Origin of the sequence: Niveispirillum cyanobacteriorum (assembly GCF_002868735.1) — a bacterium.
Classification (GTDB): domain Bacteria; phylum Pseudomonadota; class Alphaproteobacteria; order Azospirillales; family Azospirillaceae; genus Niveispirillum; species Niveispirillum cyanobacteriorum.
In genome coordinates this window covers 3,055,077-3,079,550 of sequence record NZ_CP025611.1, presented here as the reverse complement: position 1 = coordinate 3,079,550, position 24,474 = coordinate 3,055,077, and the positions used below count along the sequence as shown (strand labels likewise).

The following is a 24,474-nucleotide window of genomic DNA, read 5'->3' as shown; positions in this document are numbered from 1 at the left end:
TCGCATTTGCACCCAAGTATCGGCCCGGCGATCAACGGATAGTGGGAGCCTGAAGTGATGCGATCTGATGATGGTTTCACGGATAACAACTTCACGCCCCTGCGGATGCTGCTGGCGCTGCTGGTGGTGCTGGGCCACCATCAGCTGTTCATCGCCATCCCATCGCCGCCCTGGCCTTTCAATTATGCCGCCCTGGCCGTGGAGTGTTTCTTCGTGGTCAGCGGCTATCTGGTCGCTAACAGCTTTGACCGCGACCCGGACCCGAAACGCTTCTTCATCAAGCGCTTCTTCCGCATCTACCCGCTCTATATCACGGTCGTCATTGCCCAAACCCTGATCCTGGGGGCCCTGGTGCCGGGGGGGATCACCGGCAATCTGGGCTCCATGGCCACCTATTTCCTGGCCAATGCCGCCTTCGCCAATTTCCTGCAATATGATGTCGGCACTGGCGCGTTGAGTGGACTGTACGAACAGAGCCTGAATGCCAGCCTCTGGACCCTGAAGATCGAGGTCGGCTTCTACCTGCTGCTACCCTTCATCTGGCGGCTGTTGCAGCGACGGGGTATCGGGGTGCTGGTGGTCCTGTTCCTGGCGTCGGCCCTTTATCACCATCTGCTGGACCGGGCGGGCCATGCCACCCTGGCCAAGCAATTGCCGGGACAGCTGCAATTCTTCGTGCTGGGTGTCGCCGCCTACCAGTACCGCCACCGGCTGCGGCTGGAGAACCGCTGGTTGGGTCTGGCATTGGGCCTGGGGCTGGCCGCCCCCGTTACGGGTCTGCTGCATGCCCGGCCGCCCCTGCTTTATCCCGTGCTGGTCGCTGCCCTGGTGGTGGTGCTGGCCCTGATGACGCCCCGGCTGCGGCTGAAATCCGACATGTCCTATGGCGTCTATCTGCTGCACGCCCCCCTCATCCAACTATCGCTGCTGTTCGGCCTGTACGAACCGGGCATTGCGGGGGCTGCGGTCACGATGGCCCTGGTCCTGCCGCTGGCTTTTGTCGCCGAACGGATGGTAGAACTGCCCGGCATCGCGCTGGGCCGCCGTCTGATCCGCCCGAAGGCATCAACCCAAGGGCTGCCCACATCCGACGGCGACCTGACCATCGTCATGCTGAACGACTATTGCCATGTGCAGGGCGGGGCCAGCAAGGTGGCCATCGACGAGGCAGTGCGGCTTTCACGCGCGGGCGCGCGGGTGGTGTTTGTCGGCGCCGTCGGCCCCGTCTGTGACCAGCTCCGCGACGCCCCCCTGACGGTGCATTGCCTGGACCAGCGTGAGTTGCTGGAGGCGGGCCGCCATCCCGGTGCGGCGTTGCAGGCCCTTTGGAACGGTCAGGCCGCGCGCCTGGTGGCCGATATCCTGCGCCCTTTGCCGCCTGACCAGACGATCGTGCATCTGCACGGCTATACCAAGGCGCTGACGACCGCCCCGGTGCGGGTGGCCGACCGGATGGGCGTGCCCGTCATCTGCACCCTGCATGATTTCTTCCCCGCCTGCCCCAACGGTGCCTTCTTCAATTATCAAACGGCACAGCCCTGCACGCGCGCCGCCCTGTCGCGTGGTTGCATCGCCACCCGCTGCGACAAGCGGCGGCACGCCCACAAGCTGTTCCGGGTGGCGCGGGGTTTGATCCAGCGGGCGGCGGGCCGCTTCCCGGCCTCTGTCGCGCATTACATCGCCCTGTCGGAACGATCCGCCCGCATCCTGTCCCCTTACCTGCCGCGCCGGGCCCAGGTCCATCGCCTACCCAACCCGGTGGAGGCAGTACGCGCAGTGCCGGCCCCGGTGGCCCTGAACGACATGATCCTCTATCTGGGCCGCCTGGACGAGGAGAAGGGCGTGCGGATGCTGGCGCGGGTAGCCGCCGGCATGGGCCTGCCCATCACCTTTGCCGGCGACGGGCCGCTGCGGGCGGAGATCGAAGCCATTCCCGGCATGCGGGTGACAGGCTGGCTGGACAGTGCCGATATCCAGAAATTACTGTCCCGCACGCGCTGCCTGGTCTTCCCCAGCCTGTGGTACGAGACATTCGGCCTGACGGTGGCCGAGGCGGCGGCGCGGGGCGTGCCCGCCATCGTGAGCGATATCTCCGCCGCCGCCGAACGGGTGAGCGATGGCGTGTCCGGCTGGTTGTTCCGCAGCGGGGACGAGGCAGATCTGGCCCGCTGCCTGTCCCTGATCAGCGATGATGCGTCGGTGCAGGCGGCGGGACTGGCCGCCTACAATGATTTCTGGGCCGATAGCCGGTCCGGGGACCGGCATGTGGCCGACCTTCTGTCGATCTATCGCGCGGCGGTGGCACGAGACGCGGTGGCCGCCGCCTGACGGAACTGCCCCAGCCACGCGACGATGCCTTCCAGCGGCAAGGTCAGGGATGTGGGTGTGGGATTGGTGATCCACTGCTCAATCGCTTCTGGCTGCATCCGCGACGCCACGGGCAGGCCGGTCGACAGGCTGATTTCCGTGGCCCGGTTATCGACCGGGATGATCAGCGCCCGGCGGCGGTGCTGCAAGGCGCGGATGCCGCCATGCAGGCGGGCGCCCACGAAATCCACATCATTCTCGGCCAGCAGCCGGTCATAGGCGGCGATATTGGGCGTGATGGGCACATAGCCGGTGGCGCCAATCTCGCGCATATAGTCCACATCCTCCGCCTGCTGCGGCCAGAAATAGACAGTGCGGTAATTCAGGCGCAGAATCTCAAATATCCGGCGGTCCTGTTCTGGAGCGGGGCGGTAGTAGGTGACGGCGAAGACCGCGTCCTGTGCCGTGCGGACGGGGATGCTTTCGCAATGGGCCCGGTCCAGCATCCACATGGTCGGACAGGCCGTATAGACCAGATTGGGCACATGCGGGCGCAGCAGATTGTAGGTGTGCATGTCGCGCACCGAATGCAGGCCATGCGGCGACAGGACCTGGCGGAAGAACAGGCGCGTGGCGGCATCCGGCCCGCCACGCCCATATTGCTGCCAGCCCACGCCCATCAGGATCACATTGCGCCAGTTCAGGTAATCCAGGGGCGTGATGCGCCAGTTGCCGCGCACCAGCATGTGCGATTTCAGGATATTGGTGCCGCCGACGATGGACAGGTCCGCCTTCCGTCCCTCCCGCAGTTCCGACAGGGTGGCGCGGCGGTGGGTGGGGGTGCGGATGAAGCCAGCATCCGGGAACAGCGACCGCACCTCCTGCCAGACGGCATCCATGATGAACTGGTCGCCCAGATTGTCGCTGTCCATGGCGGTATCGAACATGTTGATCAGCATCGCTGTCTCCTGTCTTCTGGATCCGTAAAGCCCTGATGCAGGGCGGTATGCGGGAAACGGGTGGCCATGGCCGCAAGGGCCGTGGGCGGGCCGAACCAATGGACCGTCCTGCAGATTTCAATCAGCGGCAGGTCATCCTCATGGTCGGTGAACAGGATGCGCGGCCTTTCCATCCAGCCCTGCCGGGCCAGGAAATCCAGCACCGCATCCCGTTTGTGCCGCCCGATATTGCTGGGCATGGTGCGGGGACGGATGGCGGGCGTGGCCAGGACATGGGGAATGCCCAGAAGGCCGCCGAAATGCTGCGCATAATCCGCCGCCGCTGCGGTCGCCAGCACCCCGTCAACCTGCCCCGCCGCCATCGCCGACAGCAGCGGTTGCAGTTCCGGCCGCACATGCCGGCGCAGCCCATCATTGAAATGGGACAGCGTGGCGCCGCCATCGCCTGCTGTGGACCGTTGCCACAGGGATTGGAGATGGTGCTTCAGCGCCTCATGCCCCATCAGCCCGGCCTTGCGCGCCACAAGCGCCCCGCCGGCGCGCAAGGCCAGGCCCAGCCGCCGCCCCGGCGCCATATGCGGGCTGGCCGCCCGCAGCATGTAGGACGCCCAGAGACGGAAGCTGTTGACGGAAAGGACGGTGCCGTCCAGGTCCAGGATCACGACGTTACGCATCAAGCGACCAGGGAAAGCGGCACAATTGCCCCTGATGCAGGGCATAATGGGGTCGGGCCAGCGGTTCCGGTGTCGTCACGGTGATGACGGCGGATCGTATGTCCGCCGCCGATGGGGCCAGCCCGCGCACCGCCTCCAGCACATGATGCAGCGTCACACCGCTATCCACCGCATCATCGACGATCAGCAGCGACACACGCCCCCCGACCCCCGACAGCCAGGCCCGCAGGCGCGACAGTTCCTGTGGATCGAAGATATAGGGCGCGACGGGGGTGGGCCGGGCGCGTTGGGTCAGCAGCGCATGTTCCCAAACACGCAGCCGGTCGGCTACGGGGCGCGGCAGCCGGGCCGCCAGGGCCTTCAGCCCGGCCAGCCGGCTCTTGGCGGCGGTGCTGGCCCGGCGGCAGGTCATGGACAAGACCGGCAGGCGGCCGCCCGCCGACCGCGCCATGGCTTCCGCCACATGCAGCCCGCCCGTGGGCACGGCGATCAGGGCATCGGGCCGGAAATCGGCCTGCACCTGCCGCATCAGATCGGCGCAGGCATCCTCAAAACCGGCGGGATCGAAGCTGACCACGTCCGGTTGACGCAGCGAATGCAGGCTGGTCGTCATCTTTTGCCTCCATGATGTCAGGTGCATGACGCGGCCCGGCGGGCCGCAGGGCGGGGCCGGCTGGTACCGTCTCCCGCCAGAGGGTGCCTAGGGCGGCGCCCAGGAACAGGCAGGCCGCCTGATCCTCCACCACCGACAGGACGACGCCGTAACCGGCGGCGAAGGCCAGGATGGCCACCGCCGCTTCCACCCGCCGCACATCACCCGTGACGGGCCGCAGGGCAAGGCGTACGGCCAGCGCGGCATAGATCACGGCGAACAGGCCGAACCAGGCGAACAGCAGGACCGCGATATTGTCGGCTGGATTGAAGGCGTCCGGGGCATAGAGCCGCTGCGGACCACCCAGGCCGCCAAGGCCGACCCCGAACACCAGCATCTGGTGCCGCGCGATCCAGTCCCAGGCATCGGGCCAGGTATAGGCGATGCGCAGATAGAGGGATTCCATGCTGAACACCCCGTCCCCATGGTCCAGATGCAGACCATGGGTGAAGAGCGGTAGGCCCGCGGCCAGCAGCAGAAACCCCAGGAAGGCTGCACGCAGGCCCGTCAGCCGTAAACCCGCCGGCAGGCACAGCAAGGCCGCCACCGGCAGGAAGGCGATCAGGGAGCCCTTCTGTGTCGTCAGGAACACGCCCACCAGGGCCGGCAGCGCCAAACAGGCCCGCGCCAGCACGCTGCGCAGCCGGCCCATCAGCACGATGGTCAGGCAGGGCAGGATGGCGGCGACGGCGATGGAACTGCGTGTGAAACCCGCGACACGGCGGGCGAACGGGTCACTGATCTGCCAGTCCTTGGAGACATCGACATTCAGGTCGCCGACCATGGTCCGCATCCCGGTCCACGGAAAGGCCATGCCCGCCTTGTCCAGGCAGATGCCGATCATGATGACGGCCCACATCAGGGCGAAGAACCGCAGGACACGGCCCCCCGGCGCCACGAACAGTGCTGCCACGAAGAAGCCGAACAGCAGATTGACCAGCACCTTCACACCATAGGCCACGCCCAGCGGGCTGCCCATGGTTCCCATCAAGACCAACCCGTGGAAACCCATGGCGATGCCGAAGGCCGCCATGACCGGATGCAGGCGAAGCTGTGCTGCATGCGCCATGCACAGCGCCAGCAGCGGCCCCAGGATCAAGCCGTCGCGCAGCAGGATCAAACTGTCCTGTCCCGCCAGATACAGGCCATAGCGGGCCGGCGCCTCCAGCGCATAGATGCCCAGGTAAAGCGCGCCGCAGACCGCGAACACGCGGACCAGTCCGGCCACGTCCACATTGCCCGCTTCTGTCACCGGGACAGGCAGGGTGCGTGGATGGCCACCGGGGCCGGCGAGGGTGATCGCGTCGCTCATGCTGCAACACAACACGGTTCCGGACCGGTCCGGTTGTGATCAGTCTGTGGCCGCGCGGAAGGTGGCTTGCCGGCATGCTGCACTGCGGTGTCTTGATGGATGGACCGCAATGGATGAAGGAGCCGGGCCCATGACCGCCCCCACCGTGATCGTCACCGGCGGCGCCGGTTTCATCGGCAGCCACAGTTGCAAGGCGCTGGCCAGGGCCGGGTTCCGGCCCGTGGCCGTCGACAACCTGTCGAACGGGTCGGCGGATGCCGTGCGCTGGGGCCCGCTGGAGCGGGGATCACTGGAGGATGCCGGCTTCCTGGACGCCGTGTTCCGCCATTACCGGCCTGTCGGCGTCCTGCATTTCGCAGCCTTGATCGAGGCGGGGCTGTCGGTGACGGACCCCGGTCGCTTCTACCGCAACAATGTGGCCGGGACACTGGCCCTGACGGCGGCGATGGACCGGGCCGGGGTGACGGCGCTGATCTTCTCCTCCACCGCCGCTGTCTATGGCAATGCCGGGTGCGCGCCGATTGTGGAGACGCAGCCCCTGGTCCCCGTCAACCCCTATGGCCGCAGCAAGCTGATGGTGGAGGAAATCCTGGCCGATCTGGCCGCCACCGGCGGCGGGCTGCGCTTCACTTCCCTGCGCTATTTCAATGCGTCGGGCGCCGACCCAGACGGGGAGTTGGGGGAACGCCATGATCCCGAAACCCACCTGATCCCGCTGGTTCTGCAGACCGCCCTTGGTCAACGCCCTGAGATCAGGGTGTTTGGAACCGACTACCCGACGGCGGACGGCACCTGCGTGCGCGACTATGTCCATGTCAGCGATCTGGCCAGTGCCCATGTCCTGGCCCTGCGCCGCCTTCTGGATGGCGGCGGCAATCAGCGCTTGAACCTGGGCACTGGCCAGGGCTTCTCGGTACGGGAGGTCATCGGTGCGGTGGAACGGGTCACAGGCCTGCCCGTACGCTGCCGCGATGGGGACCGCCGCCCCGGCGACCCTGCCATCCTGATCGCCGACGCCACGGCGGCCCGCCGACATCTGGGCTGGACACCCGCCTATCCGGATATCGAGGACCATGTGCGCCACGCGGCGGCATGGTTCGGGCGGGCCTGACACTGATCCAGCAGGGGGGGCTATCGCGCCGCCACCTGCTTCAGCACCCCATAGACATAATCCACACCCTCATGGATGGACTTCACGGCAACGCGTTCATCATGGCCATGCACGCGGGACGATGTGTCGGGGTCGGTCGGAAACGGCCTGATCCCATAGACCGGGACGCCACGCGCCCGCCAGGCACCGGCATCGGTGGAGGCCTGCAGCATCACCGGCAGCACCTGCGCGCCCGGCCAGACCCGCTTGGCCTGCTTTTCCAGCGCGCCGAACAGGTCGGTCTCGATGCTGGAGGGTTGGATGGCGCTGCGCTGTCGGAAGAACTCCGCCTGTTCCTCCTTGGGCCGGGAATTAACAATCTCCACCTCAATGGCAGGATTGCCGATCAGCGCCTTCACCTGTTCCACGAACTGATACACATCCACACCTGGCATCAACCGGGCATTCATGATGGCCTCGGCCTCACCTGGGATGATGTTCGGCTTGACCCCGGCATTGATCATCGTGACCACCATCGTGTCGCGCATCAGGGCTGAAAGGGTCGGCGCCTCCTTGGGATGGGCTTCCAGAACCTCCTTGGCGGCAACCAGACGGGCGGCATCGTCACCCGCCGCCAGCAACCGCTCAACCGCACCCGACAGGGGGCCGGGATTGAGCCTGGCCAGACCCTTGAAATAGCTGACAGCCGGCGGTGTCAGGCGGATCGGTGTTTCGGTGAAGGCGATCTTGCCCAGCGCCGCGATCAACTGTCCGTTGGCGGTTTCCAGCGGCGGTACCGCCAGCGACGAATGGGCCGCCTTGCCCCGCGCGGTCAATTTCAGGTTCAAGGTCTGCTTGTCCGCCACGGAAATGTTGATCTGCCGGACCTTGCCGTCAGGGTCCAGCATGGTGTTCCCACCCTCATTCAGGGCGACGGCCGCGTTGATCTTGTCCCAATGGTTTTGGGCCAGCCAGCCGGTGTTAAAGCGCCCCTGCTCCTCGTCCGCCTCCGCCAGGAAGATGATGTCGCGTTTCAGCTTCACCTTCTCCCGTGCCAGCCGCATGACGGCGCGGGCGAAGACGGCAACCGCACTTTTATTGTCGAGCGCGCCACGGCCATAGACGAAACCATCCTTGATGGTGGCGGCGAAGGGATCGACGGTCCAGAATTCGCGCTCCACCGGCACCACATCGGTGTGGGCGGCCAGAAGCACAGGCTCCAGGCTGCCATCGCCCTTCAACCGGGCAATGAAATGGGCGGCCTTGCCGTTGGGGGCGAGGATGACCTCCGTCTCCACGCCCAACGGCTTGAACAGGCTATCCAGATAGGCTGCCAGTTTCGTGGTGTCGCCGGGGGCGTTCACCGTTTCGAAGCGGATCAGATCCTGCAACAGGGCGACGGCGGCATCACCCTCCGCCGACCGAGGCGCAGCCTGCGCGGCAGGCACGGACAGGGCTAGCAGCAGGGCCGGGACCAGCAGGCGACGGAGGGGATGCTTCACGGTCTGGTGCTCCCTTACTTCACATTGATCTGATAGCTGCCGGTGGATTGATGGCCATTGGCCGCCGTCACCGCCCAATCCACCTTGTAGGAACCCGCCGCCAGCTTGGCCTTCGGCGTGACGGTCAGCGACTGGCCGTCCGCGCCATCGGCAACGGTCACCCCCCCGGCGGGCGCCGGCGACAGGGTTGTTCCTTGACACTTAGTATTGGAGAACCGGGATAGAGCGGGACCGTGTGGGATTTGGCGGGATGGCGGGGGATTTGGGGCGGTCGAAAAAAATTGGCGATTTTGGAGTGAAACCGAAAATGCGGCCCGCTGACACATGATCCTGGAGTACGCGGGCGCCGTGATGAGAGGCCCCCAGGACCCTCTTAAAAGGGCCTTGGGGGCCTCTTAAGCGTATGGGGTCGGGCGATGATGCCGGAAGCGCATGGCGTGGTAAAGGGAAAGTAAATAGTTTCGCTCGCTGCGGGATATCCGCGATGGAAGCGATGCGCACAACGGGCTGTCGGTAATCTGACAGGTAAGAAATGTGATTAATTCGGTCTTTATTAAGGCGTGATAAGTCACGGCGCACACGGATGCGCAACATGGCTTCAAGTGGAGCGTGTAAATATTGGGCGTGCATACTCCATTAACCTCGCGTAGGCTCCATCTACCCTGGCCGGGTTAGGGGAGCAGCCGACTGCAGCGGAGGCTTGAGGAGTACAGGTCCTCGGCGCGGGGGTTACCAGCCCCTGCGTCCCCGCCTTCCGATTGACGGGGACCTTTTTTCTATACGAAAGGATAGGGCGGATGCAACCGCCAATAGTGCATACAATAGGATGCGCTCGCTAGGCAACCTTCTCGCCTGCCCCCTGTTCCATCAACGCGTTAACTTCTTCGATTGAATGGTCGTACATTTCAAGGACCTTGTCGGCCAGCTGTTCAGCCGGCAGCCCTATCCGCATTGCGCGTGATTCCTCGATATAGAGCTTGATCAGCGCGTGCATCAGCGCGCGGTTATAGTAATGCCGCTGCGGCGGTGCGGCCACAGGAAGTGCTAATTCCTGGCTTGGGCGCATCTCGCCTTCACCTGTTATCAGCCAATCAAGAGAAACCCCGGTCTGCTGCCGAATCGCCCTGAGCATGTCCTCGGGTGGGAATGCTCTGCCGCGCTCCCAGTTTCCTAGCGTTGTCTTAGGAACGCCTAAGAGTTGGGCGAACTCATCGCGCTCGATCGGGAGCCGCGCTTCGATCAAGCGCGCCGCAAATGCAGTTTCTGGTTTCAACGGTCGAGCCATCTTTGAAACCCCACTTTCAAAGGTAGGCCAGGGGTTTCAGACCACTATCTAAGTCATTGAAGCGGCTATTAAAGCCTAGATTGTGCTCTAACGCAGCCAAGGTGAGGCGGTTGAAAGCTCTGATTGTGCAATAACGCGCTTGAGTAAGTGCATAATCTGGTCTATCGTTTTTTCCAGACATGGAAATTCACCCCTTCCAAAAGCCGGCCTAGCAGGGCCAGCGAAACGCACATAAGGACCGAACCGCATGGCCGGGGACTGGCACAAATCGGACATCAAGGCTGCGCTGGAGAAGTGCGGCCTTTCGCTGTCCGACCTTGACCGGGACAGCAACCTTGCGGACGGCACATGCAGTGCCGCGTGCCGCAAGCCCCATGCGCTTGGCGAACAGGCAATCGCCAAGGCGCTGGATGTCACGCCCCGTGAAATCTGGCCCAGCCGGTACCGCAACGACGGTGTCCGACTGCGCCCCCAACCTGCCCGGAACTATAGGACCACGGGCGGTGGACGGTCACCGTCTAAAACGCGCCGTCGCGTGCACGGCAAATCCCATCCCGTTGAACATCAGGTGTCCGAATGAAGGCTCTTGGGCTTCAAGTCATCAAGATTGCGGAAATCGACGATAGGGTGCGGCTTCGCCCCATTGACCCCGCCTATGTTGATTTCCTGGCTGAGAACATCGAACAGGTCGGCCAGTTACGCAGCCCGATTGAGATACGGACCGTAAAAAAGCCCGGACCCTTCAAGTTCAAGCTGGTGGCCGGCGGCCATCGTCTGGCGGCCATGCGCCAACTTGAGCGGTTGGAGATCGACAGCTTCGTGTTTGAGATGACCGACACAGAAGCGGAATTGGCAGAGGTTGATGAGAACCTCGTCCGACACGACCTTAACCCCCTGGACCGAGCCGTTTTCCTGCATCGGCGCAAGGCGCTTTATGAAGCGCTGCACCCAGAGACGAAACAGGGTGGCGACAGGGGGAACCAGCATACAGGCGGCAAGGAGAGGCAAAACGACATCATGTCGTTTAGCCGCGCCACGGCAGAGAAGGTCGGCCTGAACGAGCGCAGCATCCAGCGCGCCATCCTGATCGCCACCCGCCTTGCCCCGGACGTAAAGGCCCAAATTGTTGGGACTTCACTCGCGCGGAACCAAGCGGAGCTGCTGGCCCTGGTCAAGCTGCCGCCAGAAGAACAGCGCAAGGTGGTGGCCGAGCTGCTGGCAGAAACCCCGCGCGCAAAGAGCGTGTCGGCGGCCCATCGCCTTGTCCTGGGTGGACAGGTCGAGGAAGCCGATCCAGACAGCGCAAAATTTGCGCAGTTGGTGACCCTGTGGGGCCGGTCCGGGGACAAGGCGCGGCGCATGTTCCTGGCCCATCTGAAGCAGGAAGGCGATCTGAAGAAATTCAGCCAGCCGGCCAAGGTCCGGGGTGCCGATGCGGAAGATGAGGCCGCCTGATGGCACCGCGCCGCGACAGCAACACCATGGACCTGTTGAGCTGGCAGCCGCCCGCCGCACCGGCGGCGTTTGCGCCGGAGGTTGTGCGGGCCGCGACGTTGCGAGCCACCCTGGCCAAAGGCGTTGGTGCCGCGCTGAAGGAATCGGACAAGGGCCGCGAAGTTATCGCGTTGGAGATGGGCGATTACCTGGGTGAAGTAGTGCCCAAAAGCATGTTGGATGCCTATGCGTCCGAAAGCCGGGAAGAGCATGTGATCAGCCTTGTCCGGTTCATCGCGCTGATCCATGCCACGCGTGATTACAGGCTGCTGCAACTGCTGGCCGATCAGTTTGGACTTGCTGTCATCGAGGCACGTTATGTGCCGGCCATTGAGCAAGCCGTGCTTGACGACAAGATCGCCGAGCTGACCCAGCGCCGGAATGTAGCCAACAAGAAATGGCGGGGGCCGGCATGACACAGGAATGGTTCACCGCCGCCGAGATGGCCGCCCTGATGAACGTTTCGCACCAGCGACTCAACCAGATTGTGGAAGAGCGGAACTGGCGCGCACGAGACACCATGCGCAGCGCCAGCAACCCCAACGGCACCTGGAAGCGCGAGGGCGGTAAGAACGTCTATCACTTGTCGCTGCTGCCCGCCCCGATCCGGGCCAAGCTGGCGGCCCAGGCGCAGGCGCCAGCCGAGCCGGACGCGGACCGCAAGGCGGTGAAGGAGCGGCTGGCCCGTGATCTGGCCTGGAGCCAGTATGAGAAGGCCAGCGATACCGCCAAAGAGCGCGCCAAGAAGAAGCTGGCGGCCATCCAGGCGGTGGAACAGCTGCTGCTGACCGGTATGAGCAAGGATGCCGCCGTGCGCCTGATCGGGGCGGAACAGGGGTTCAGTGCCGCATCCTATTACGGATGGGAGCAGCGGATTGCGGGTGTCGCGCGGGATGATCGGCTGGCCTACCTGATGGACCGCTATGTCGGGCGCATGGCCGATAGCGAGGCCTGCACGCCAGCCGCCTGGGACTTCCTGCTGGCCGATTACCTGCGGCCCGAGGCCAAGGCCCGGCCCTTCGAGGTCTGTTACCGGACCTTGGCTGGGGTGGCCAAAACGAAGGGATGGACCATCCCGTCCTGCCGGACGCTGTGGCGGCGGGTGGAACGCGAGATCCCGGTGGTTGTGCGCGTTCTGAGGCGCGAGGGCGTGGATGCCCTGAAGCGCATGTTCCCGGCGCAGGAACGCGACCGTTCTATCTTCCACGCGATGGAAGCTATCAACATGGACGGTCACGTCTTTGACGTGTTCGTGCGCTGGCCGGATGGTTCCATTGGTCGCCCCTGCTTCCTGGGCATCCAGGACCTTTACAGCAACCTGATCGTTGGTTGGCGGGTTGACCGGTCCGAGAACAAGGAACTGGTGCGCCTCGCCATTGGCGACATGGTCCAGCGGTGGGGCATCCCAGATTGCGTCTATCTGGACAATGGCCGGTCATTCGCCAGCAAGTGGATATCGGGTGGCTCAGCCAACCGGTACCGCTTCAAGATTAAAGAAGAAGAGCCGCTGGGTCTTCTGACAGAGCTGGATGTCAAAATCACCTTCGTCACGCCCTACCATGGCCAAGCCAAGCCGATTGAAAGGGCATGGCGGGATTTCTGCGCGACCATCGCGACAGACCCCCGTTTTGCGGGTGCCTATACAGGCAACTCGCCAGAGAACAAGCCGGATAACTATGGTCAGACAGCCGTACCTCTGGATGAGTTCCTGAAGGTGGTGGCGTGGGGTGTGCACGAATACAACAACCGTCCAAAACGAGAGACGGCAGTTTGCGGCGGCAGGATGTCTTTTCAACAGGCATTCGACGCCAGCTATGCCTTAGCCCCCATCCGCAAGGCCACGCCGCAGCAATATCGCCTGTGGCTGCTGGCCGCTGAGGGCGTGACGGCGCGGAAGGTGGACGGGTCGGTGCATATCGAGGGCAACCGGTACTGGGCAGAGTTCCTGTCCCAGCATCGCGGCGACAAGCTGGTGGTGCGGTTCGATCCCCAGGACCTGCATGCCGATGTGCATCTTTACAGCCTGTCAGGCGCCTATCTGGGTGCGGCGCAATGCGTTGAGGCCGCCGGCTTTGCCGATGTCGAGGCAGGCCGCGCCCATGCCCGCGCCCGCAATGCCTGGATCAAGGCCGCCAAGGATATGGCGAAGGCCGAGCAACGGATGTCGGTCGAGGAAGTGGCGGCGATGATGCCGGAGCTGCCCGAGGGCGAGGCGGCACCCGTGCCGGTTCCGGCCAGCATCATCCGGCCCGTGTTCGGCAATACCGCCCTGGCCATGCAGCCCGAACCTGATCTGATCCCCGATCAGACACCCAGCACCCTGATCAACCTCAACCGCTTCCTGAAGCTGGTTGGAGATGAATGAAGGCCTGGGGAGCCGGCAAGCATCCCCCAGGCCTTCGGTACCACAGCAAGGAGTACAGATTACATGAGCGCCACGAATACCGAAACGACATTGAGCGATGCCCAGCTGGATCAGCTGCGGGTGCAGGCCAAGGCCTTGATCGGGGCCGGGGCGGCATATCCGTCGCAGGCGGCAGCGGCACGGGATGCGGGCATCGGCGAAAGCACCTTTGCCGCCTTCCTGGGCGGGACCTACAAGGGGTCAAACCAGGCCGTTGGCGCCGAAGTGACGAAATGGCTGTCCGCTGTCAACGAACGACGGCAGATCCAGACCATCCTGCCCGTCGCCCCGACCTTCCAGATGACGTCGAGCGCGCAGGACATGCTGTCCGTCCTGCAATGGGCGCAGACGTTCCGTGATTTCGGCCTGATCGTCGGCGGTGCCGGGGTCAGCAAAACCGCGACCTGCCTGCATTATGCCGGCACGAAACCGCAGGTGTTCATGGCCACCATGCGCCCATCCAGCGGGGCCATCGGTTCCATGCTGAAACAGATCGTCCGCGATCTGAAGATCGGCGAACGCAATGCCGGACAGTTCAGCACAGCCATTGTTGAGAAGCTGGCCGTTGGCCAGAGCCTGTTGATCATCGACGAAGGCCAGCATCTGACATCCGAGGCGCTGGACGAGTTGCGCACCCTGCGGGATGAGGCCAAGTGCGGCCTTATCCTGGCCGGTAATGAATCAATCCTGGGTGCCCTGGAAGGCGGCGGGCGGCGGGCGCATTTCGCGCCGATGTTCAGCCGCGTCGGCATGCGTATCACCATCACGAAGCCCAAAGACGCCGATATCAGCGCCATGATTGCCGCCTGGGGCGTGAATGATCCGGGCGAGGTGCGGTTTCTGGCCGGCATCGCCCGCAAACCGGGCGCCCTGCGCGTTCTGGATCGGACCATGAAGTTCGCCTCCGCCCTGGCGGTTGGGGCGGGCGAGGCACGGTCCATCGATCATATCCGGTCTGCCTATGCGCAGCTGGCCGGGGCACAGGAGGCCGCGTGATGGGCGCGCCCTTCGAGATTGGTCAATGGGTGCATTGGCCGACCCGCGACGGGCGCGTGATCCGGGGCCGCGTGGTCACCTGTGTCGGGCCGGATGACGAGGGCATCTATGCCATCACGGTCAAACGCTGCTTTCCCCAGACCTTTTTCCGCGTGCTGTCCGTCGGACGCGGAAGCCACGCGCGGCGCAACTTGGAGGTCGAACGCTATGAAACGCGCTTCCACAGCATCCGGCATCGACTGGACCAGTCGCCGGTACCTGCCCGAACGGCCCCGCAGGCGCCGGTCGCGTCTTTCCCTTTTCATCAGCCGCCTGTGTCGGGCGCTTTTTCCCTGAGAGGAAGCCATGGTCAATGTGAAAATCACCCCTGAGGGTGTCCAGGCGCTTCGCTTTGCCGTGGCCTTTATGGCGGGCTTTGAAGACGGCGAAACCCAAGAAGGTGTTCCCGACGCTCTCGGTAATCTCCGGAAACTCGTCGAGCAGCTGGCGGACGCGGACACCAAAGCCCTGAGTGCAGAGGAGCTTTCCGTTTGGTGCTTCGAAACTGAAGTTCGCGCTGAGGTCATTTTGAGCCTCGCGATGGCATTCGCCGACTGTCAAGCACCGCCGGAAGCTTTCAGCGAGCAATTCTACGAGGAATGCATCGCAGGCGTCGGTTTGGACGATATCAACATCCAGCACCTGCGTGAGCAGATGCCCCACTTTGACAAGCTGCTCATCACGCAAGTGTCGGACGGAGACGCTTGCGATGCGGCGGAATGGCTGCTGACACGGGGCGTGTTCGGGCTGCTGGCCAAGGTTGCTACCCCTGTCCGTCAGTACGACGCAGATGGCTCCGACAGTTGGAGAAGCAGCTGGGGCCGCGTCTACACCGGCTGGGTCTATGCCGACGACATGAACGTCCTGGGCGAGCGCGCCATGGCCTGGGCGTTGGCCCGCCATGAGCAGGATCGGTTCAAGGCCGTCTGAACATCAAACCACTCCATCCCCGAGAGGAAACCATGAAAAACCAATCCAACACCGGTATCACCGAAATCGGCGGCGTGCCGCATATGCGCAATTCCAAGGGCCACTGGGTGCGCCGGGACACCGTTCCGGCTCGCACCCAGCTTCAGGACGAGGTGGTTCGCAAAATCGTAGACTATGCGAAGGACCTGAATGCCGAGATCGTCCGCTATAAGGCCCGCACCCTGGCCGATATCGGCGCATTGGACGCGCTGCTGGCCCAGGAATACGGTGTGGAAAGGCCCGAGGGTGTTCGTGGCAACCGCACCCTGACCACCTATGACGGTGACCTGATGGTCAGCGTCAAGATCGCCGATCAGTTCCATTTCGGGCCTGAGTTGCAGCAGGCCAAAGCCCTGCTAGACGAAATGGTACGCGAGCGGGCGGACAATGCGGACGAGTTGCTGATCGCGCTGGTCAATCAGGCCTTCGACGTGGGCAAAGAGGGCAAGGTCAACCCATCTTCCCTGATGGCGCTGCGCAGCCTGGAGATCAGCGATCCGCGCTGGGCCAAGGTCTGCCAAGCCATCGACGATAGCCGCAAGACTATTGGCAGCAAGCAGTATGTAACCGTCCATGAGCGCCGCGACTTCGCCGACCGCCACAAGCTGATCCCGCTGGATCTGGCCGCCGTTGAGATCGGCCCCGAAGCCTTCGAGCGTCGCAGCCTGCGCCGTTCGGTCGAGGTGGCGCGCGAAGAGGTAGCCGAGGCGGTTCGCCACCTGCTTGCCGGTGACATGATTGTCGGCATGGAACTGCTGGACACCGCGCTGCAAGCACTGGGTGTCGATGGCGTGAAGCCATCGGACATGCAGGCATGGCGCGACCTGTACGAACCCGCCACCGCTGCCTGAAGGAGGCGACCATGAAGGATTTGGGGATCATGACCGAGATCGCGTCGGGCCGCCAAGCCTGTCCGGCGCCCGTCATCCATGCGGCGGGCGTGCTGCGCTGCCTGGAGCGGCAGCAGGGGACAAGTTTGATGCTGTCATCGGTGCTGGCCGCGTTGGGTTATGGCGCGGCGATCACCGGACGCGGGGCCTTCATGGTCAACTGTTTCAGCAAGGCCGCAGAGGGCCTTGCGGAGGATATTGAGGATATGCAGCGCGATGGCGTTCTGCCGCCCGCCGCCGCCGATGGCTTCGAGATGGACCCCGACACCGTGGCCCAACTGATCGTCGATGGCGGCAATCTGGGCCTGACCGAGCTGATCATCCAGGCTGGCTGGTCGAACGAAGGGGCTGCCAAGCCGTTCTGTTGGCCGGACGAGCCAAACATCGTGGACCTGTCCGCCATCCGCAAGCAGCGGGAGGGCTGAACATGGCGAACCGTGGGAACATCCCCTGCGAGGTGCCCGGCTGCGGTGGGACCCGCGCCCAGGGCTATCTGTTGTGTTCTCCCTGCTGGCGGGCCGTGCCCCGCCGCCTGCAATCCTGCGTCTACAGCAGCTTTCGCGCGTGGCAGGCTGTCCTGACCCAGAAGCCGGCGGATATGCCGGCCATGAGGGAGGCCAGCGCGAGCTATCGGGCCGCTGCAAAGGCGGCAACGGATGCTGCCTGCGCCAACCGGTTCCCGGATCTGCATCAAGCCATGAAGGAGGCCTGATCATGGTGGCCTATTCCTTCAAGGCGCGGTTCGAGGCCGCGATTGTGGCCGGGCTGAAGCATGGTCCCCTGACCGAGGACATGAAGCGCCACACGATCCGGGCGGATCGGCGGCGGCATGTTCGGCCCGGTGAGGCGATCCAGCTCTTTTACGGGATGCGTACCCGCCAGTGCCGTGTGATCGGCGTGGGCATCTGCACCTGGGTGGCGCCGATTTACATGGCGCTGTCCCCCGCTGGCGAGGGTGGCGAGGTCACGATCATGCGGCCCGATGCTGATTACACCGGGCACACTCAGGAGGAGCTGGATCGGTTCGCCAAGGGCGATGGGTTCAGCGACTGGGCCGATCTGCTGGCCTTCTGGGCCAAAGAGCATGCCGGCCAGACCGTCTTTAGTGGCGTCATCATCAATTGGGAGCCGCCCCATGTCCGTTGATATCCTGGCCCTGACGTGGGGTACCAGCGAACGCAGTCCCGGCGTTGTGGTGGCGGGCGATGTTGAGGTCGCGACGGTGGACAGCACGAACCAGAGCCTGTCCGATGAACAGGCTGCTGCCGTCGCCCAGCACGTTGCCGCGCTGCATAATGATCATCTGGCCGCAACAGCCGTGGAGCGCGCCGTCGGCCCGGCGAGCGTTGCTGATCAGCTGATCCAGCGGGGGCAGCGCGAGGTGCAGCGGTCAGAGACCCTGATCGACCTGGGTCACCCTGATCTGGCCGAGATGGTGGCGCAGGCCGCCAAGCTTCTGGTCGAGGCGGGTGTGCAGTTGCGCGACCGCGCTGGCAAGGGGGGCTGATCCATGCGCCTGCCTGCCCCCGTGATCGAGCTATCCCTGCTGCTGTCCGAGCTGCGCGGCGACCGTGCCCTGCCTGCCGAACGGCGGGCCTGGGCGCGCGGGGTGCTGGTCCGGGTGCTTGCGGCGTTCCGGGGTGATGTGACGCGGGCCGACAAAATCGACCCAGCAACGGCCAAGATGGCCTTTGATGCGGTCTGGGACGAACTGATCTCCGCCGGGGCGCACCCGGCAGACATGACCGCCTGGGCCGCCGACGCGGCGGAGCGCAATGGGCCTGGGAGGCGGTGATGTCAGTGTCTGCGGGCAATTACATCTCGAAGCGATCGCCTCTTGCCGAAGCGCGGGACGAATCTCGCGCCTTCGTCGAGAATCACGCCCATGCCTTGCTGTGCTACAGAAAGGTACTCCGCCATTCGCGAATGATAATCTATGAGTGCTTTCAGATTACTCTTTTGCATGATTGCTTGGCCCCTGCCTCCTTTCGGAAGATCACTGATCCATTGCTCCAGTGCTGCCTTCTCCGTCAGAAGCAACAAGGCCGCAGCTGCAACTTCAGGCCCCAATACATAGAGTTCTGGGCGAAGGCTACTGAGCACCACCAGTCCTTCGATCCGAAGCTGGCCGTAGTTGATGTCGCGGCTCCCGCCCGATCCCAGCGATTTAAGGACACCAATTACCCATTCGAGCTTTGGGAGTTGAAGAGCGAACTCCTCCATCTCGCGGCTCACAGCGGAGGCTATAGCAATAGCTTTAATCTGCCTTTCTGCTTCCTGTGCCCGCTCAACCGCCTTCTGCTGCGATCTGGCAATCATCCAGGCAGCAACAATACTACCAATACCGCCCGCAAACTGTGCCCAACCAGACAAATCACCCAGCTTAATCTCACCCCAGTCCATCCCTCACTCCCGCCAAAATTCCACGCGCTGGGTTACTGGATCGTCCGCCAGGGTTTCCACCCCGGCATGGATCAGGTCGCGGATCTGCGTGCCCTCTTTCAATATCCATCCCATTCGCCGTTCAAGCCAAGCCACATATCCCTGACCGGCGGTCGGGGGTGGGGGGTCGGCAATCTCCACATGTGCGCCCCTGGCCCCGCACAGGGCGCAGCAGGCGCGGCGCGCGAGATCGAACAGGCCCGATTGGCCGCCCACCCGTTGGATCACAAGGTCCAGCGGCACCCATTTGCTGTGGCCGCAGGTCAGGCAGCAGATGCGCAGGTGGGTGTAGCCCCGGCGGCTGATAGCGCCCAGGCTGTGATAGGACGCGGTGGGGCGATGTGGATCTGCCATCACTCACCCCTGCGCCTGTCCCGGTGGCAGCCATTCATCCAGATCCTGGAACCGTTCCAGTTCTGCCCGCAGCCAGGTGCGGCGCGCCAGTGCCCAGGCGAGGTAGTGGGGCGTTCCGATGCCGGGCGGTTCCTCTGGTTCCACATGCGCGCCTTTTGTACCGCAGCAATGGCAGCGGACGCGGCGCGCCACCATGACAAGGCCGGCGCTGGCCCCCAGACGCGCGATGGCATCGTCAATGCGCAGCCAGTGCCAGTGACCGCAGCCCAGGCAGAAGACGCGCAGGTTGCTGCACCCGGCCCGCTTCAGCGTGGCCAGGGCGCCCTCTGCGTACCGTATTGCGTCGTGGGTCGCGTTCTCCATACCCAGAACCAAAACAGAACATCTGCGAAGAGTCGAGTCATAGGACGGAGGGCGGCATGAGCAGCGATTTCAGCGCCGTGTTCGCGCGGCGCAAGCAGGTTCCGGGGCTGGCCGACGATGAGGTCTGGCGGGATTACATGGAGCGGCACACGGGCCTGCGTAGCCTGAAACAACTGTCGCCCGGCCATCTGGGGCTTCTGCTGGACGCGCTGGCCAAGGATGGGGCTGCCAAGGGCGGCCAGCGCCGGGCCAGCACGCCCAAGGGCGATCAGGTGGCCCTGATCCGCCAATACTGGTCCGACCTTGCCGCCGCCGGCCATATCGAGGACGCGGACGAGGCGCGCCTGCTCGCCTGGGCCGTGCGGCAGTTGAAGCGCCCGGTGGACCGACTGGAATGGCTCTCAGGGGCCGATAAGAGCCGTCTTATCCAGGCCCTGAAGGGCTGGTTGGGCCGGTTGAAGGCGAAGGCAGGGAAATGACCCGATACCACGCCGACGATCATCAGCTTTTTGACCCAACGAACCGCCTGTTGTTGGGCGGGCCGATGGCGGAGCTGTCGGCGTTTGCGGTGGCGTTGAATGCGGCCCGCCCGCGTGGGGATGCGGCGTTGCGGGCAATGCTGCTGGATCTGATCGAGGGCACGCAGGATTGCAGCTTTGCGCCCTTCATCCCCCTGACCGAAGAGGCCGCCGCCGAACTGGCCGAGGCCCGCGCGGATCTGCGCCGGGATGATGCGCGGCGGCGGGGTGCGGTCGATGCCGCCGCACAGGGGAGGCTGTTCTAATGGGCCTCAGTCAGCAGTATCTCCAACATCCGCGCCTGCGCAGCCAGTTCAAAGGCCGCATCCGGCCCCCCTTGCATTCTGGCGCGTTCGGCAGACGCGGCCAGCTGGTCCAGCTTGGCTGCGGTGTCAGCGTCGAATGTGGTGCGATCTGCCTTGGCAATGGCAATGGCCGTTTCAAGCTTCGTGTAGGCCGACAGGATGCCTGCCGGGGATGCGTTCGCCGCAGCAACCCGAAACGCGATCACTTCGTTGCGCAAAGCTTCGTGCTTTTCCCGTTGGTCGCCGCAACCCGCCAAGAGCACAGCAGCAACAGAGAGCGTGATCATAGCCCGCATGGCATATCCCCAGATTATCTCTCGTCCAACGTATCATGGATAGAGATTGACCCGTCTGCAATGGCATCCTGCACGCCTTCGGTGGCGGCGAGAGGCGTCGCCCCCTGTGCAATGGGGCGCATGATGAGCAGCAAGGATTTTGCTGGGCGGGGCTTTGACCGTGTCTTCCAGGACATCATAGGTATTCCCGATGGAACAGTAGGCCTGCTTCGAGATCAGTTCTTGGCAGCCCATCTTCAAATGGATTTCACCCGTTGGGGCGAGTTCCTTGAATCTACGATGACTGAATTTGAGTGGCAGTGGCCATGGTTCGAAGCCTGGATGACTACGTTTCGGAATGGCGGCTTCTGGCCCTATCAGTGCGAAACCTACATGAATGCATTCATTGGGCGGTTCACGCCGACGGTGGAGACCGTCGCGGGGTACATAGGGCACCTCAGCGACAAAGAACAACGAGATTACCTGAAGCAACGCGGACGATACCCGAAGCCTGCACCCAAACGCTGGGCGGAACTGTGCGCAGCCTTTCAGGCATCTGACATGGATGAATTGCGACCGCTCGTCCGCAGCAAAGATGTTGAACGCGAAAAGGCATTTCAACTCGCGCGCCCTACCATCATGGCCGAAGAGCGGTTGCGTATTTTGCGATTGTGCCTGAATGCAGCGGCATTTAGCGCCCGCGAGCGGGATGTAACCCTGCCACAGGGATGGGTTCGGATTGCAAAATGGCCGATGAAGGATCGCGCCTGCGATGCGTTCACACAAATCATGATTGAAGCCTTCAACAGTGGCCAAAGCCAGGAATGGCCGCCCGCATTTCCAGGGGATGAACGTTGGATGACGTTCAGAACGCCCTATGACCCATAAGAAAATCGATACCGCCCCCTCCAACCCGGTCGAGAAGATCGACATGCGTGGCTGGCCGGCGGGGCTGGTGGAGCTGGCCGAGGTGGTGGGACCCGAGGCCGCGCAGATCCTGCAAAGGGAATGGGGCGGCATTCGGCTTTATGTGCCCCGGTCACTGGATGAGCGCCACCCCATCGCGCTGGCCATCGGGTTGGAGGCGGCGCGTAAGCTGTGCCAGTGGCGACCGGGGGAACAGCTGCTGTTACCGTCCCTCTATGCGCAGCGGTCGCGTAAGGCTATGATCGCCGCCGCCAAAGGATCGCATGCGCAGATTGCCCGCGCCCTGGGTGTGACGGACCGGCATGTCCGAGGCGTCAAGGCCGGCGCCCGTGAGGCCGATCAGAGCGAACCCGACCTGTTCGGGTAAGGCCCCCATGCGGAACTGGTTCCGCATCAACCCCGCCCCCGCATCACCGTAAGGTCAACCGGAGTTACATCTTCCGGGGGAAATCCGGTGCTGCCCATCCATCTTGCCCGCTATGTCGTTCGTCCCGCGCTGGCCCATGTCGGCGACGGGTTGAAGGGCTTTGACAGCGATGTGGCGGTCTGGCTGGTCGTTGGGACCGCTGCCGTGGAAAGCGGGTTCGCCGCGCTGGATCAGCATACCGGGCCGGGGGATCGCAGTTGGGGTCCTGCCTATGGCCTCTTCCAGATGGAGCAGGCGACGGCGGACGATATCTGGACGACATATCTGGATCTGCGCCCGGCGTTGGCCGCCCGCGTGCGCGACCTTCTGGCCCCCGTTCCGGGCCGCACCCATCAGCTGGCCACCAACCTGTCCTATGCGGCGCTGATGTGCCGTCTGCGGTACTGGCGCATGCGCGATTGCGTGCTGCCGGTCAAGGCCGATGCCGCCGCGTATGCCCGCCTGTGGAAGCGGTTTTACAACACGCCCGCAGGCAAGGGCACCGAAGCCAAATTCCTGGCGGACTGGCAACGGCTGGTCGCGCCCTTCTATACGGAGGATCTGTGATGCCCCGCCTGTTCCGTGCGGCGCTGGCCCTGTTCGCCATGCTGTTCCTGTTCCCCCTGACGGCGCTGGCCGCCGAGGGGCCCTTTACCATCGATCTGGCCCCGGCCCTGGGGCCGTTGGGCGAGGCACTGGTTACGGCCCTGTCTGTGGGTGTGGTCTATCTGGTTCGCCGGCTTCTGACCTATCTGGGCATGAAGGAAGATGCGCAGGCCCGCGACGTGCTGGAAACCGCGTTTGCGAACGGCATTCGGGCTGCCTTGGAGCAGGCGCTGCGCCATGGGCTGAACACGGCGAAGATCGAAACACGGCATCAGCTGGTTGCGGAAGGTGCGCGATATGTCATCGCCGCCGTGCCCGACACGTTGAAGCGGTTCAATCTGGATGAGGATGCGGTTCGGGCGCGGCTGACAGCTCGGCTGCAAGGCATTGTCAGTACCGCGATTGGGCCTGTTCTGGCCCCGCCTGAAACGGAACCGCAACCGTGAGCCTGCTGCTGCGCCTTGTCCGCTGGCTTCTAGGCCTTGTGGCCGCACCGGCAGCAGCGCGTGAGGCGGGCCGGCTGGAAATCCAGACCGAAGCCGCCCAGGACACCCTGACCCGAACCGCCGAGGTAAAAGATGCCCAGGCCGACATTGCTTCTCGCCCTGGCGACAGCCCTGCCGCTGTTCTTGAACGGATGCGCAGCGGGCAGCTTTAGCCCGCCGCCGCCGGTGGCTTTGGACACATGCCCATCCTGGCCCGTCGCTGGGCCTGCCGTAGCAGCCGAGTTGGAAGCCAATCTGCCGCCAGCCGACGCGCCGGCCACCTTGGAGTGGCTGGGCCGCCTCTCCAAGCTTCGAGATCAGTTGAAGGTGTGCCGTGGTCAGTGACGTCGTGGATCTGGCCCAGGCGGCCCAACTGGACGAACAGGCCGCCATCCTGGCCCGTGGCCGGCGGGGGGCGGAACCGGAAGGCCGGACAGAGTGTGGCGATTGCGGCGAACCCATTGAGCCGGCCCGCCTGGCCGTCCACCCCCATGCGCAGCGGTGCCTGTTCTGTCAGGACCAGATCGAGGAGCGGCTAAGGCGATGAATTATCCGGGTTGGATCATGGCAGCCGCAGCCATTCTGGGGATCGTCAACACGCTTGGCGTCGCGTGGATCATCTGGTCTATCCGCAGCATGATCGCGCAAAAGGTCGGAGCAGCCCTTGAGGGCGTTTCCAAGGATATGCGCGAGTTGGAGAAGGGCTTGCTGGTCCTTGAAACTCGATCCGAAGCCCTTCCGACAACTGAGGACCTGCACGCACTGGCGACGGCCTTGAAGGATGTGGCAGGCGAGCTGAAGGCCATTGGCGAGCGGTTCGCGGGATTGAAGGAAACCATGGCGCGCGTCGAACGGACCGTTGAGCGCCACGAAAACATCATCGCCAGGGCCGCACAGGGGAGCTGAGACAATGGTCACGATCAATGCAATGGCCGATGCGTGGCGCGAGGATCTGCGTCTTTCGATTCTGCGGTTGCTGCACGAGGCGCCGGGCCTGACCCTGAATGACAGCCTCCTGACCAAGAGCGTGCAGATCCTGGGCATCTCCGCCACGCGCGACCAACTGCGGACGGAGGTGGGCTGGCTGGAGCAGCAGGGGACCATCCGCTGTCAGGTCCTGTCCGGCCTGATCGTCGCCGAGTTGACCGAACGCGGGAGCGATGCAGCCAAGGGTCTGGCGTCGATCCCCGGTATCAGCCGCCCTTCGGCACGGTGACGCG

The 24,474-nt window shown here is 64.0% G+C and carries 36 protein-coding genes; 25 read left to right on the top strand and 11 right to left on the bottom strand.

The features are described 5' to 3' along the window. The first annotated feature begins 57 nt into the window (after positions 1 to 57). Positions 58 to 2,328: an acyltransferase family protein gene (locus C0V82_RS14340; protein ID WP_102112891.1), complete on the top strand. Its 2,271-nt coding sequence runs from the start codon at positions 58 to 60 to the stop codon at positions 2,326 to 2,328. On the opposite strand, the gene C0V82_RS14335 is transcribed toward C0V82_RS14340, so the two are convergent. From C0V82_RS14335 to C0V82_RS14320, 4 genes are read right to left on the bottom strand one after another with little or no spacing between them, the layout of a single operon-like run. After that, entirely contained in the window at positions 2,286 to 3,266 is a 981-nt protein-coding gene (locus C0V82_RS14335) for a polysaccharide pyruvyl transferase family protein (protein WP_102112890.1), read from the bottom strand. The genes C0V82_RS14340 and C0V82_RS14335 overlap by 43 nt on opposite strands. Then, positions 3,260 to 3,940: a haloacid dehalogenase-like hydrolase gene (locus C0V82_RS14330; protein ID WP_158659938.1), complete on the bottom strand. Its 681-nt coding sequence runs from the start codon at positions 3,938 to 3,940 to the stop codon at positions 3,260 to 3,262. Before C0V82_RS14330 ends, C0V82_RS14335 begins: the two co-directional genes overlap by 7 nt. Beyond that, the gene (locus C0V82_RS14325) at positions 3,933 to 4,553 is read right to left on the bottom strand and encodes a phosphoribosyltransferase (RefSeq protein ID WP_158659937.1); all 621 of its coding nucleotides are present in this window, start codon (positions 4,551 to 4,553) and stop codon (positions 3,933 to 3,935) included. Before C0V82_RS14325 ends, C0V82_RS14330 begins: the two co-directional genes overlap by 8 nt. Then, the gene (locus tag C0V82_RS14320; RefSeq protein ID WP_102112887.1) at positions 4,489 to 5,904 is read right to left on the bottom strand and encodes a hypothetical protein; all 1,416 of its coding nucleotides are present in this window, start codon (positions 5,902 to 5,904) and stop codon (positions 4,489 to 4,491) included. Before C0V82_RS14320 ends, C0V82_RS14325 begins: the two co-directional genes overlap by 65 nt. Before the next feature lie 130 nt (positions 5,905 to 6,034). Between C0V82_RS14320 and galE the strand changes: the two genes are divergently transcribed. Then, on the top strand, positions 6,035 to 7,015 hold the full coding sequence (gene galE / locus C0V82_RS14315) for a UDP-glucose 4-epimerase GalE (RefSeq protein WP_102113437.1): 981 nt from the start codon (positions 6,035 to 6,037) through the stop codon (positions 7,013 to 7,015). A gap of 20 nt (positions 7,016 to 7,035) precedes the next feature. On the opposite strand, the gene C0V82_RS14310 is transcribed toward galE, so the two are convergent. The 3 genes from C0V82_RS14310 to C0V82_RS14300 all read right to left on the bottom strand — a co-directional run bounded on the left by C0V82_RS14310 (position 7,036) and on the right by C0V82_RS14300 (position 9,781). Next, positions 7,036 to 8,496 (bottom strand): M20/M25/M40 family metallo-hydrolase, encoded by a 1,461-nt coding sequence (locus C0V82_RS14310; protein WP_158659936.1) that lies wholly within the window; start codon positions 8,494 to 8,496, stop codon positions 7,036 to 7,038. A gap of 14 nt (positions 8,497 to 8,510) precedes the next feature. Beyond that, positions 8,511 to 8,657, bottom strand: coding sequence for a copper resistance protein CopC (locus tag C0V82_RS26935; RefSeq protein ID WP_158659935.1), 147 nt, complete (start codon positions 8,655 to 8,657; stop codon positions 8,511 to 8,513). 674 nt (positions 8,658 to 9,331) lie between these two features. After that, the gene (locus tag C0V82_RS14300; RefSeq protein ID WP_102112884.1) at positions 9,332 to 9,781 is read right to left on the bottom strand and encodes a helix-turn-helix domain-containing protein; all 450 of its coding nucleotides are present in this window, start codon (positions 9,779 to 9,781) and stop codon (positions 9,332 to 9,334) included. Positions 9,782 to 10,028: 247 nt separating this feature from the next. Here C0V82_RS14300 and C0V82_RS14295 point away from each other — a divergent pair, with 247 nt between their 5' ends. The 13 genes from C0V82_RS14295 (at position 10,029) to C0V82_RS14235 (ending at position 18,368) form a co-directional block, all read left to right on the top strand. Continuing rightward, positions 10,029 to 10,361, top strand: coding sequence for a helix-turn-helix domain-containing protein (locus tag C0V82_RS14295; protein ID WP_102112883.1), 333 nt, complete (start codon positions 10,029 to 10,031; stop codon positions 10,359 to 10,361). Then, positions 10,358 to 11,236: a ParB/RepB/Spo0J family partition protein gene (locus C0V82_RS14290; protein WP_102112882.1), complete on the top strand. Its 879-nt coding sequence runs from the start codon at positions 10,358 to 10,360 to the stop codon at positions 11,234 to 11,236. The genes C0V82_RS14295 and C0V82_RS14290 overlap by 4 nt, the downstream gene beginning before the upstream one ends. Next, a complete protein-coding gene (locus C0V82_RS14285) occupies positions 11,236 to 11,691 on the top strand; it encodes a DNA transposition protein (protein WP_102112881.1) in 456 nt (151 codons plus the stop codon). The genes C0V82_RS14290 and C0V82_RS14285 overlap by 1 nt, the downstream gene beginning before the upstream one ends. Then, positions 11,688 to 13,640 (top strand): transposase domain-containing protein, encoded by a 1,953-nt coding sequence (locus C0V82_RS14280; RefSeq protein ID WP_158659934.1) that lies wholly within the window; start codon positions 11,688 to 11,690, stop codon positions 13,638 to 13,640. Before C0V82_RS14285 ends, C0V82_RS14280 begins: the two co-directional genes overlap by 4 nt. Positions 13,641 to 13,703: 63 nt before the next feature. Continuing rightward, entirely contained in the window at positions 13,704 to 14,675 is a 972-nt protein-coding gene (locus tag C0V82_RS14275) for an AAA family ATPase (RefSeq protein ID WP_102112879.1), read from the top strand. Next, a complete protein-coding gene (locus tag C0V82_RS14270) occupies positions 14,675 to 15,046 on the top strand; it encodes a hypothetical protein (RefSeq protein WP_102112878.1) in 372 nt (123 codons plus the stop codon). Before C0V82_RS14275 ends, C0V82_RS14270 begins: the two co-directional genes overlap by 1 nt. Further along, positions 15,021 to 15,644 carry a hypothetical protein gene (locus tag C0V82_RS14265; RefSeq protein WP_102112877.1) on the top strand — a complete coding sequence of 208 codons (624 nt, stop codon included), beginning with the start codon at positions 15,021 to 15,023 and terminating at the stop codon, positions 15,642 to 15,644. The genes C0V82_RS14270 and C0V82_RS14265 overlap by 26 nt, the downstream gene beginning before the upstream one ends. A 32-nt stretch (positions 15,645 to 15,676) precedes the next feature. Then, entirely contained in the window at positions 15,677 to 16,534 is an 858-nt protein-coding gene (locus tag C0V82_RS14260) for a DUF3164 family protein (protein ID WP_102112876.1), read from the top strand. Between the two features lie 11 nt (positions 16,535 to 16,545). Next, a complete protein-coding gene (locus C0V82_RS14255; RefSeq protein WP_102112875.1) occupies positions 16,546 to 16,998 on the top strand; it encodes a hypothetical protein in 453 nt (150 codons plus the stop codon). A 2-nt stretch (positions 16,999 to 17,000) separates the two neighbouring features. Further along, positions 17,001 to 17,285: a hypothetical protein gene (locus tag C0V82_RS14250; protein WP_102112874.1), complete on the top strand. Its 285-nt coding sequence runs from the start codon at positions 17,001 to 17,003 to the stop codon at positions 17,283 to 17,285. Positions 17,286 to 17,287: 2 nt separating this feature from the next. After that, positions 17,288 to 17,719 carry an ASCH domain-containing protein gene (locus tag C0V82_RS14245; RefSeq protein ID WP_102112873.1) on the top strand — a complete coding sequence of 144 codons (432 nt, stop codon included), beginning with the start codon at positions 17,288 to 17,290 and terminating at the stop codon, positions 17,717 to 17,719. After that, positions 17,709 to 18,080, top strand: a complete 372-nt coding sequence (locus tag C0V82_RS14240) for a hypothetical protein (protein ID WP_102112872.1) — start codon at positions 17,709 to 17,711, stop codon at positions 18,078 to 18,080. Before C0V82_RS14245 ends, C0V82_RS14240 begins: the two co-directional genes overlap by 11 nt. Positions 18,081 to 18,083: 3 nt before the next feature. Further along, positions 18,084 to 18,368 (top strand): hypothetical protein, encoded by a 285-nt coding sequence (locus C0V82_RS14235; RefSeq protein WP_102112871.1) that lies wholly within the window; start codon positions 18,084 to 18,086, stop codon positions 18,366 to 18,368. Positions 18,369 to 18,370: 2 nt separating this feature from the next. On the opposite strand, the gene C0V82_RS14230 is transcribed toward C0V82_RS14235, so the two are convergent. Genes C0V82_RS14230 through C0V82_RS14220 form a run of 3 tightly spaced genes read right to left on the bottom strand, consistent with a single transcriptional unit; the run spans position 18,371 to position 19,732 of the window. Beyond that, positions 18,371 to 18,976, bottom strand: a complete 606-nt coding sequence (locus C0V82_RS14230; RefSeq protein WP_102112870.1) for a hypothetical protein — start codon at positions 18,974 to 18,976, stop codon at positions 18,371 to 18,373. Between the two features lie 3 nt (positions 18,977 to 18,979). After that, positions 18,980 to 19,369, bottom strand: a complete 390-nt coding sequence (locus C0V82_RS14225) for a hypothetical protein (RefSeq protein ID WP_102112869.1) — start codon at positions 19,367 to 19,369, stop codon at positions 18,980 to 18,982. Between the two features lie 3 nt (positions 19,370 to 19,372). Beyond that, a complete protein-coding gene (locus tag C0V82_RS14220; protein ID WP_102112868.1) occupies positions 19,373 to 19,732 on the bottom strand; it encodes a hypothetical protein in 360 nt (119 codons plus the stop codon). A 56-nt stretch (positions 19,733 to 19,788) separates the two neighbouring features. On the opposite strand from C0V82_RS14220, the gene C0V82_RS14215 reads away from it, so the two are divergent. After that, positions 19,789 to 20,211: a regulatory protein GemA gene (locus tag C0V82_RS14215; protein WP_102112867.1), complete on the top strand. Its 423-nt coding sequence runs from the start codon at positions 19,789 to 19,791 to the stop codon at positions 20,209 to 20,211. Then, positions 20,208 to 20,516, top strand: coding sequence for a hypothetical protein (locus tag C0V82_RS14210; protein WP_102112866.1), 309 nt, complete (start codon positions 20,208 to 20,210; stop codon positions 20,514 to 20,516). The genes C0V82_RS14215 and C0V82_RS14210 overlap by 4 nt, the downstream gene beginning before the upstream one ends. Here C0V82_RS14210 and C0V82_RS14205 read toward each other — a convergent pair. Then, the gene (locus C0V82_RS14205; RefSeq protein WP_158659933.1) at positions 20,513 to 20,851 is read right to left on the bottom strand and encodes a hypothetical protein; all 339 of its coding nucleotides are present in this window, start codon (positions 20,849 to 20,851) and stop codon (positions 20,513 to 20,515) included. The two genes, C0V82_RS14210 and C0V82_RS14205, sit on opposite strands and share 4 nt — an antisense overlap. 120 nt (positions 20,852 to 20,971) lie before the next feature. Between C0V82_RS14205 and C0V82_RS14200 the strand changes: the two genes are divergently transcribed. The 8 genes from C0V82_RS14200 to C0V82_RS14165 all read left to right on the top strand — a co-directional run bounded on the left by C0V82_RS14200 (position 20,972) and on the right by C0V82_RS14165 (position 24,470). After that, positions 20,972 to 21,718 carry a hypothetical protein gene (locus C0V82_RS14200; RefSeq protein ID WP_102112864.1) on the top strand — a complete coding sequence of 249 codons (747 nt, stop codon included), beginning with the start codon at positions 20,972 to 20,974 and terminating at the stop codon, positions 21,716 to 21,718. After that, a complete protein-coding gene (locus tag C0V82_RS14195) occupies positions 21,708 to 22,124 on the top strand; it encodes a hypothetical protein (RefSeq protein ID WP_102112863.1) in 417 nt (138 codons plus the stop codon). The genes C0V82_RS14200 and C0V82_RS14195 overlap by 11 nt, the downstream gene beginning before the upstream one ends. Positions 22,125 to 22,211: 87 nt before the next feature. Further along, a complete protein-coding gene (locus tag C0V82_RS14190; protein WP_102112862.1) occupies positions 22,212 to 22,730 on the top strand; it encodes a hypothetical protein in 519 nt (172 codons plus the stop codon). Further along, positions 22,730 to 23,215 carry a hypothetical protein gene (locus tag C0V82_RS14185; RefSeq protein ID WP_102112861.1) on the top strand — a complete coding sequence of 162 codons (486 nt, stop codon included), beginning with the start codon at positions 22,730 to 22,732 and terminating at the stop codon, positions 23,213 to 23,215. Before C0V82_RS14190 ends, C0V82_RS14185 begins: the two co-directional genes overlap by 1 nt. Continuing rightward, the gene (locus C0V82_RS14180) at positions 23,212 to 23,427 is read left to right on the top strand and encodes a hypothetical protein (RefSeq protein ID WP_102112860.1); all 216 of its coding nucleotides are present in this window, start codon (positions 23,212 to 23,214) and stop codon (positions 23,425 to 23,427) included. The genes C0V82_RS14185 and C0V82_RS14180 overlap by 4 nt, the downstream gene beginning before the upstream one ends. A 161-nt stretch (positions 23,428 to 23,588) precedes the next feature. After that, positions 23,589 to 23,801, top strand: a complete 213-nt coding sequence (locus tag C0V82_RS14175) for a TraR/DksA C4-type zinc finger protein (protein WP_102112859.1) — start codon at positions 23,589 to 23,591, stop codon at positions 23,799 to 23,801. Beyond that, positions 23,798 to 24,160 carry a DUF2730 family protein gene (locus C0V82_RS14170; RefSeq protein ID WP_102112858.1) on the top strand — a complete coding sequence of 121 codons (363 nt, stop codon included), beginning with the start codon at positions 23,798 to 23,800 and terminating at the stop codon, positions 24,158 to 24,160. The genes C0V82_RS14175 and C0V82_RS14170 overlap by 4 nt, the downstream gene beginning before the upstream one ends. A 4-nt stretch (positions 24,161 to 24,164) precedes the next feature. After that, the gene (locus C0V82_RS14165) at positions 24,165 to 24,470 is read left to right on the top strand and encodes a VpaChn25_0724 family phage protein (protein ID WP_102112857.1); all 306 of its coding nucleotides are present in this window, start codon (positions 24,165 to 24,167) and stop codon (positions 24,468 to 24,470) included. The last annotated feature ends 4 nt before the right edge of the window (positions 24,471 to 24,474 follow it).

Coding starts and splice junctions, on each gene's coding strand:
- C0V82_RS14320 (WP_102112887.1), bottom strand. CDS start 5,904: ATGAGCGACGCGATCACCCTCGCCGGCCCCGGTGGCCATCCACGCACC.
- C0V82_RS14325 (WP_158659937.1), bottom strand. CDS start 4,553: ATGACGACCAGCCTGCATTCGCTGCGTCAACCGGACGTGGTCAGCTTC.
- C0V82_RS14290 (WP_102112882.1), top strand. CDS start 10,358: ATGAAGGCTCTTGGGCTTCAAGTCATCAAGATTGCGGAAATCGACGAT.
- C0V82_RS14330 (WP_158659938.1), bottom strand. CDS start 3,940: ATGCGTAACGTCGTGATCCTGGACCTGGACGGCACCGTCCTTTCCGTC.
- C0V82_RS14255 (WP_102112875.1), top strand. CDS start 16,546: ATGAAGGATTTGGGGATCATGACCGAGATCGCGTCGGGCCGCCAAGCC.
- C0V82_RS14170 (WP_102112858.1), top strand. CDS start 23,798: ATGAATTATCCGGGTTGGATCATGGCAGCCGCAGCCATTCTGGGGATC.
- C0V82_RS14195 (WP_102112863.1), top strand. CDS start 21,708: ATGACCCATAAGAAAATCGATACCGCCCCCTCCAACCCGGTCGAGAAG.
- C0V82_RS14245 (WP_102112873.1), top strand. CDS start 17,288: ATGGTGGCCTATTCCTTCAAGGCGCGGTTCGAGGCCGCGATTGTGGCC.
- C0V82_RS14220 (WP_102112868.1), bottom strand. CDS start 19,732: ATGGAGAACGCGACCCACGACGCAATACGGTACGCAGAGGGCGCCCTG.
- C0V82_RS14275 (WP_102112879.1), top strand. CDS start 13,704: ATGAGCGCCACGAATACCGAAACGACATTGAGCGATGCCCAGCTGGAT.
- C0V82_RS14235 (WP_102112871.1), top strand. CDS start 18,084: ATGCGCCTGCCTGCCCCCGTGATCGAGCTATCCCTGCTGCTGTCCGAG.
- C0V82_RS14200 (WP_102112864.1), top strand. CDS start 20,972: ATGATGAGCAGCAAGGATTTTGCTGGGCGGGGCTTTGACCGTGTCTTC.
- C0V82_RS14210 (WP_102112866.1), top strand. CDS start 20,208: ATGACCCGATACCACGCCGACGATCATCAGCTTTTTGACCCAACGAAC.
- C0V82_RS14250 (WP_102112874.1), top strand. CDS start 17,001: ATGGCGAACCGTGGGAACATCCCCTGCGAGGTGCCCGGCTGCGGTGGG.
- C0V82_RS14335 (WP_102112890.1), bottom strand. CDS start 3,266: ATGCTGATCAACATGTTCGATACCGCCATGGACAGCGACAATCTGGGC.
- C0V82_RS14240 (WP_102112872.1), top strand. CDS start 17,709: ATGTCCGTTGATATCCTGGCCCTGACGTGGGGTACCAGCGAACGCAGT.
- C0V82_RS14230 (WP_102112870.1), bottom strand. CDS start 18,976: ATGGACTGGGGTGAGATTAAGCTGGGTGATTTGTCTGGTTGGGCACAG.
- C0V82_RS14280 (WP_158659934.1), top strand. CDS start 11,688: ATGACACAGGAATGGTTCACCGCCGCCGAGATGGCCGCCCTGATGAAC.
- C0V82_RS14215 (WP_102112867.1), top strand. CDS start 19,789: ATGAGCAGCGATTTCAGCGCCGTGTTCGCGCGGCGCAAGCAGGTTCCG.
- C0V82_RS14185 (WP_102112861.1), top strand. CDS start 22,730: ATGCCCCGCCTGTTCCGTGCGGCGCTGGCCCTGTTCGCCATGCTGTTC.
- C0V82_RS14225 (WP_102112869.1), bottom strand. CDS start 19,369: ATGGCAGATCCACATCGCCCCACCGCGTCCTATCACAGCCTGGGCGCT.
- galE (WP_102113437.1), top strand. CDS start 6,035: ATGACCGCCCCCACCGTGATCGTCACCGGCGGCGCCGGTTTCATCGGC.
- C0V82_RS14270 (WP_102112878.1), top strand. CDS start 14,675: ATGGGCGCGCCCTTCGAGATTGGTCAATGGGTGCATTGGCCGACCCGC.
- C0V82_RS14165 (WP_102112857.1), top strand. CDS start 24,165: ATGGTCACGATCAATGCAATGGCCGATGCGTGGCGCGAGGATCTGCGT.
- C0V82_RS14260 (WP_102112876.1), top strand. CDS start 15,677: ATGAAAAACCAATCCAACACCGGTATCACCGAAATCGGCGGCGTGCCG.
- C0V82_RS14295 (WP_102112883.1), top strand. CDS start 10,029: ATGGCCGGGGACTGGCACAAATCGGACATCAAGGCTGCGCTGGAGAAG.
- C0V82_RS14340 (WP_102112891.1), top strand. CDS start 58: ATGCGATCTGATGATGGTTTCACGGATAACAACTTCACGCCCCTGCGG.
- C0V82_RS14285 (WP_102112881.1), top strand. CDS start 11,236: ATGGCACCGCGCCGCGACAGCAACACCATGGACCTGTTGAGCTGGCAG.
- C0V82_RS14300 (WP_102112884.1), bottom strand. CDS start 9,781: ATGGCTCGACCGTTGAAACCAGAAACTGCATTTGCGGCGCGCTTGATC.
- C0V82_RS14265 (WP_102112877.1), top strand. CDS start 15,021: ATGGTCAATGTGAAAATCACCCCTGAGGGTGTCCAGGCGCTTCGCTTT.
- C0V82_RS14205 (WP_158659933.1), bottom strand. CDS start 20,851: ATGCGGGCTATGATCACGCTCTCTGTTGCTGCTGTGCTCTTGGCGGGT.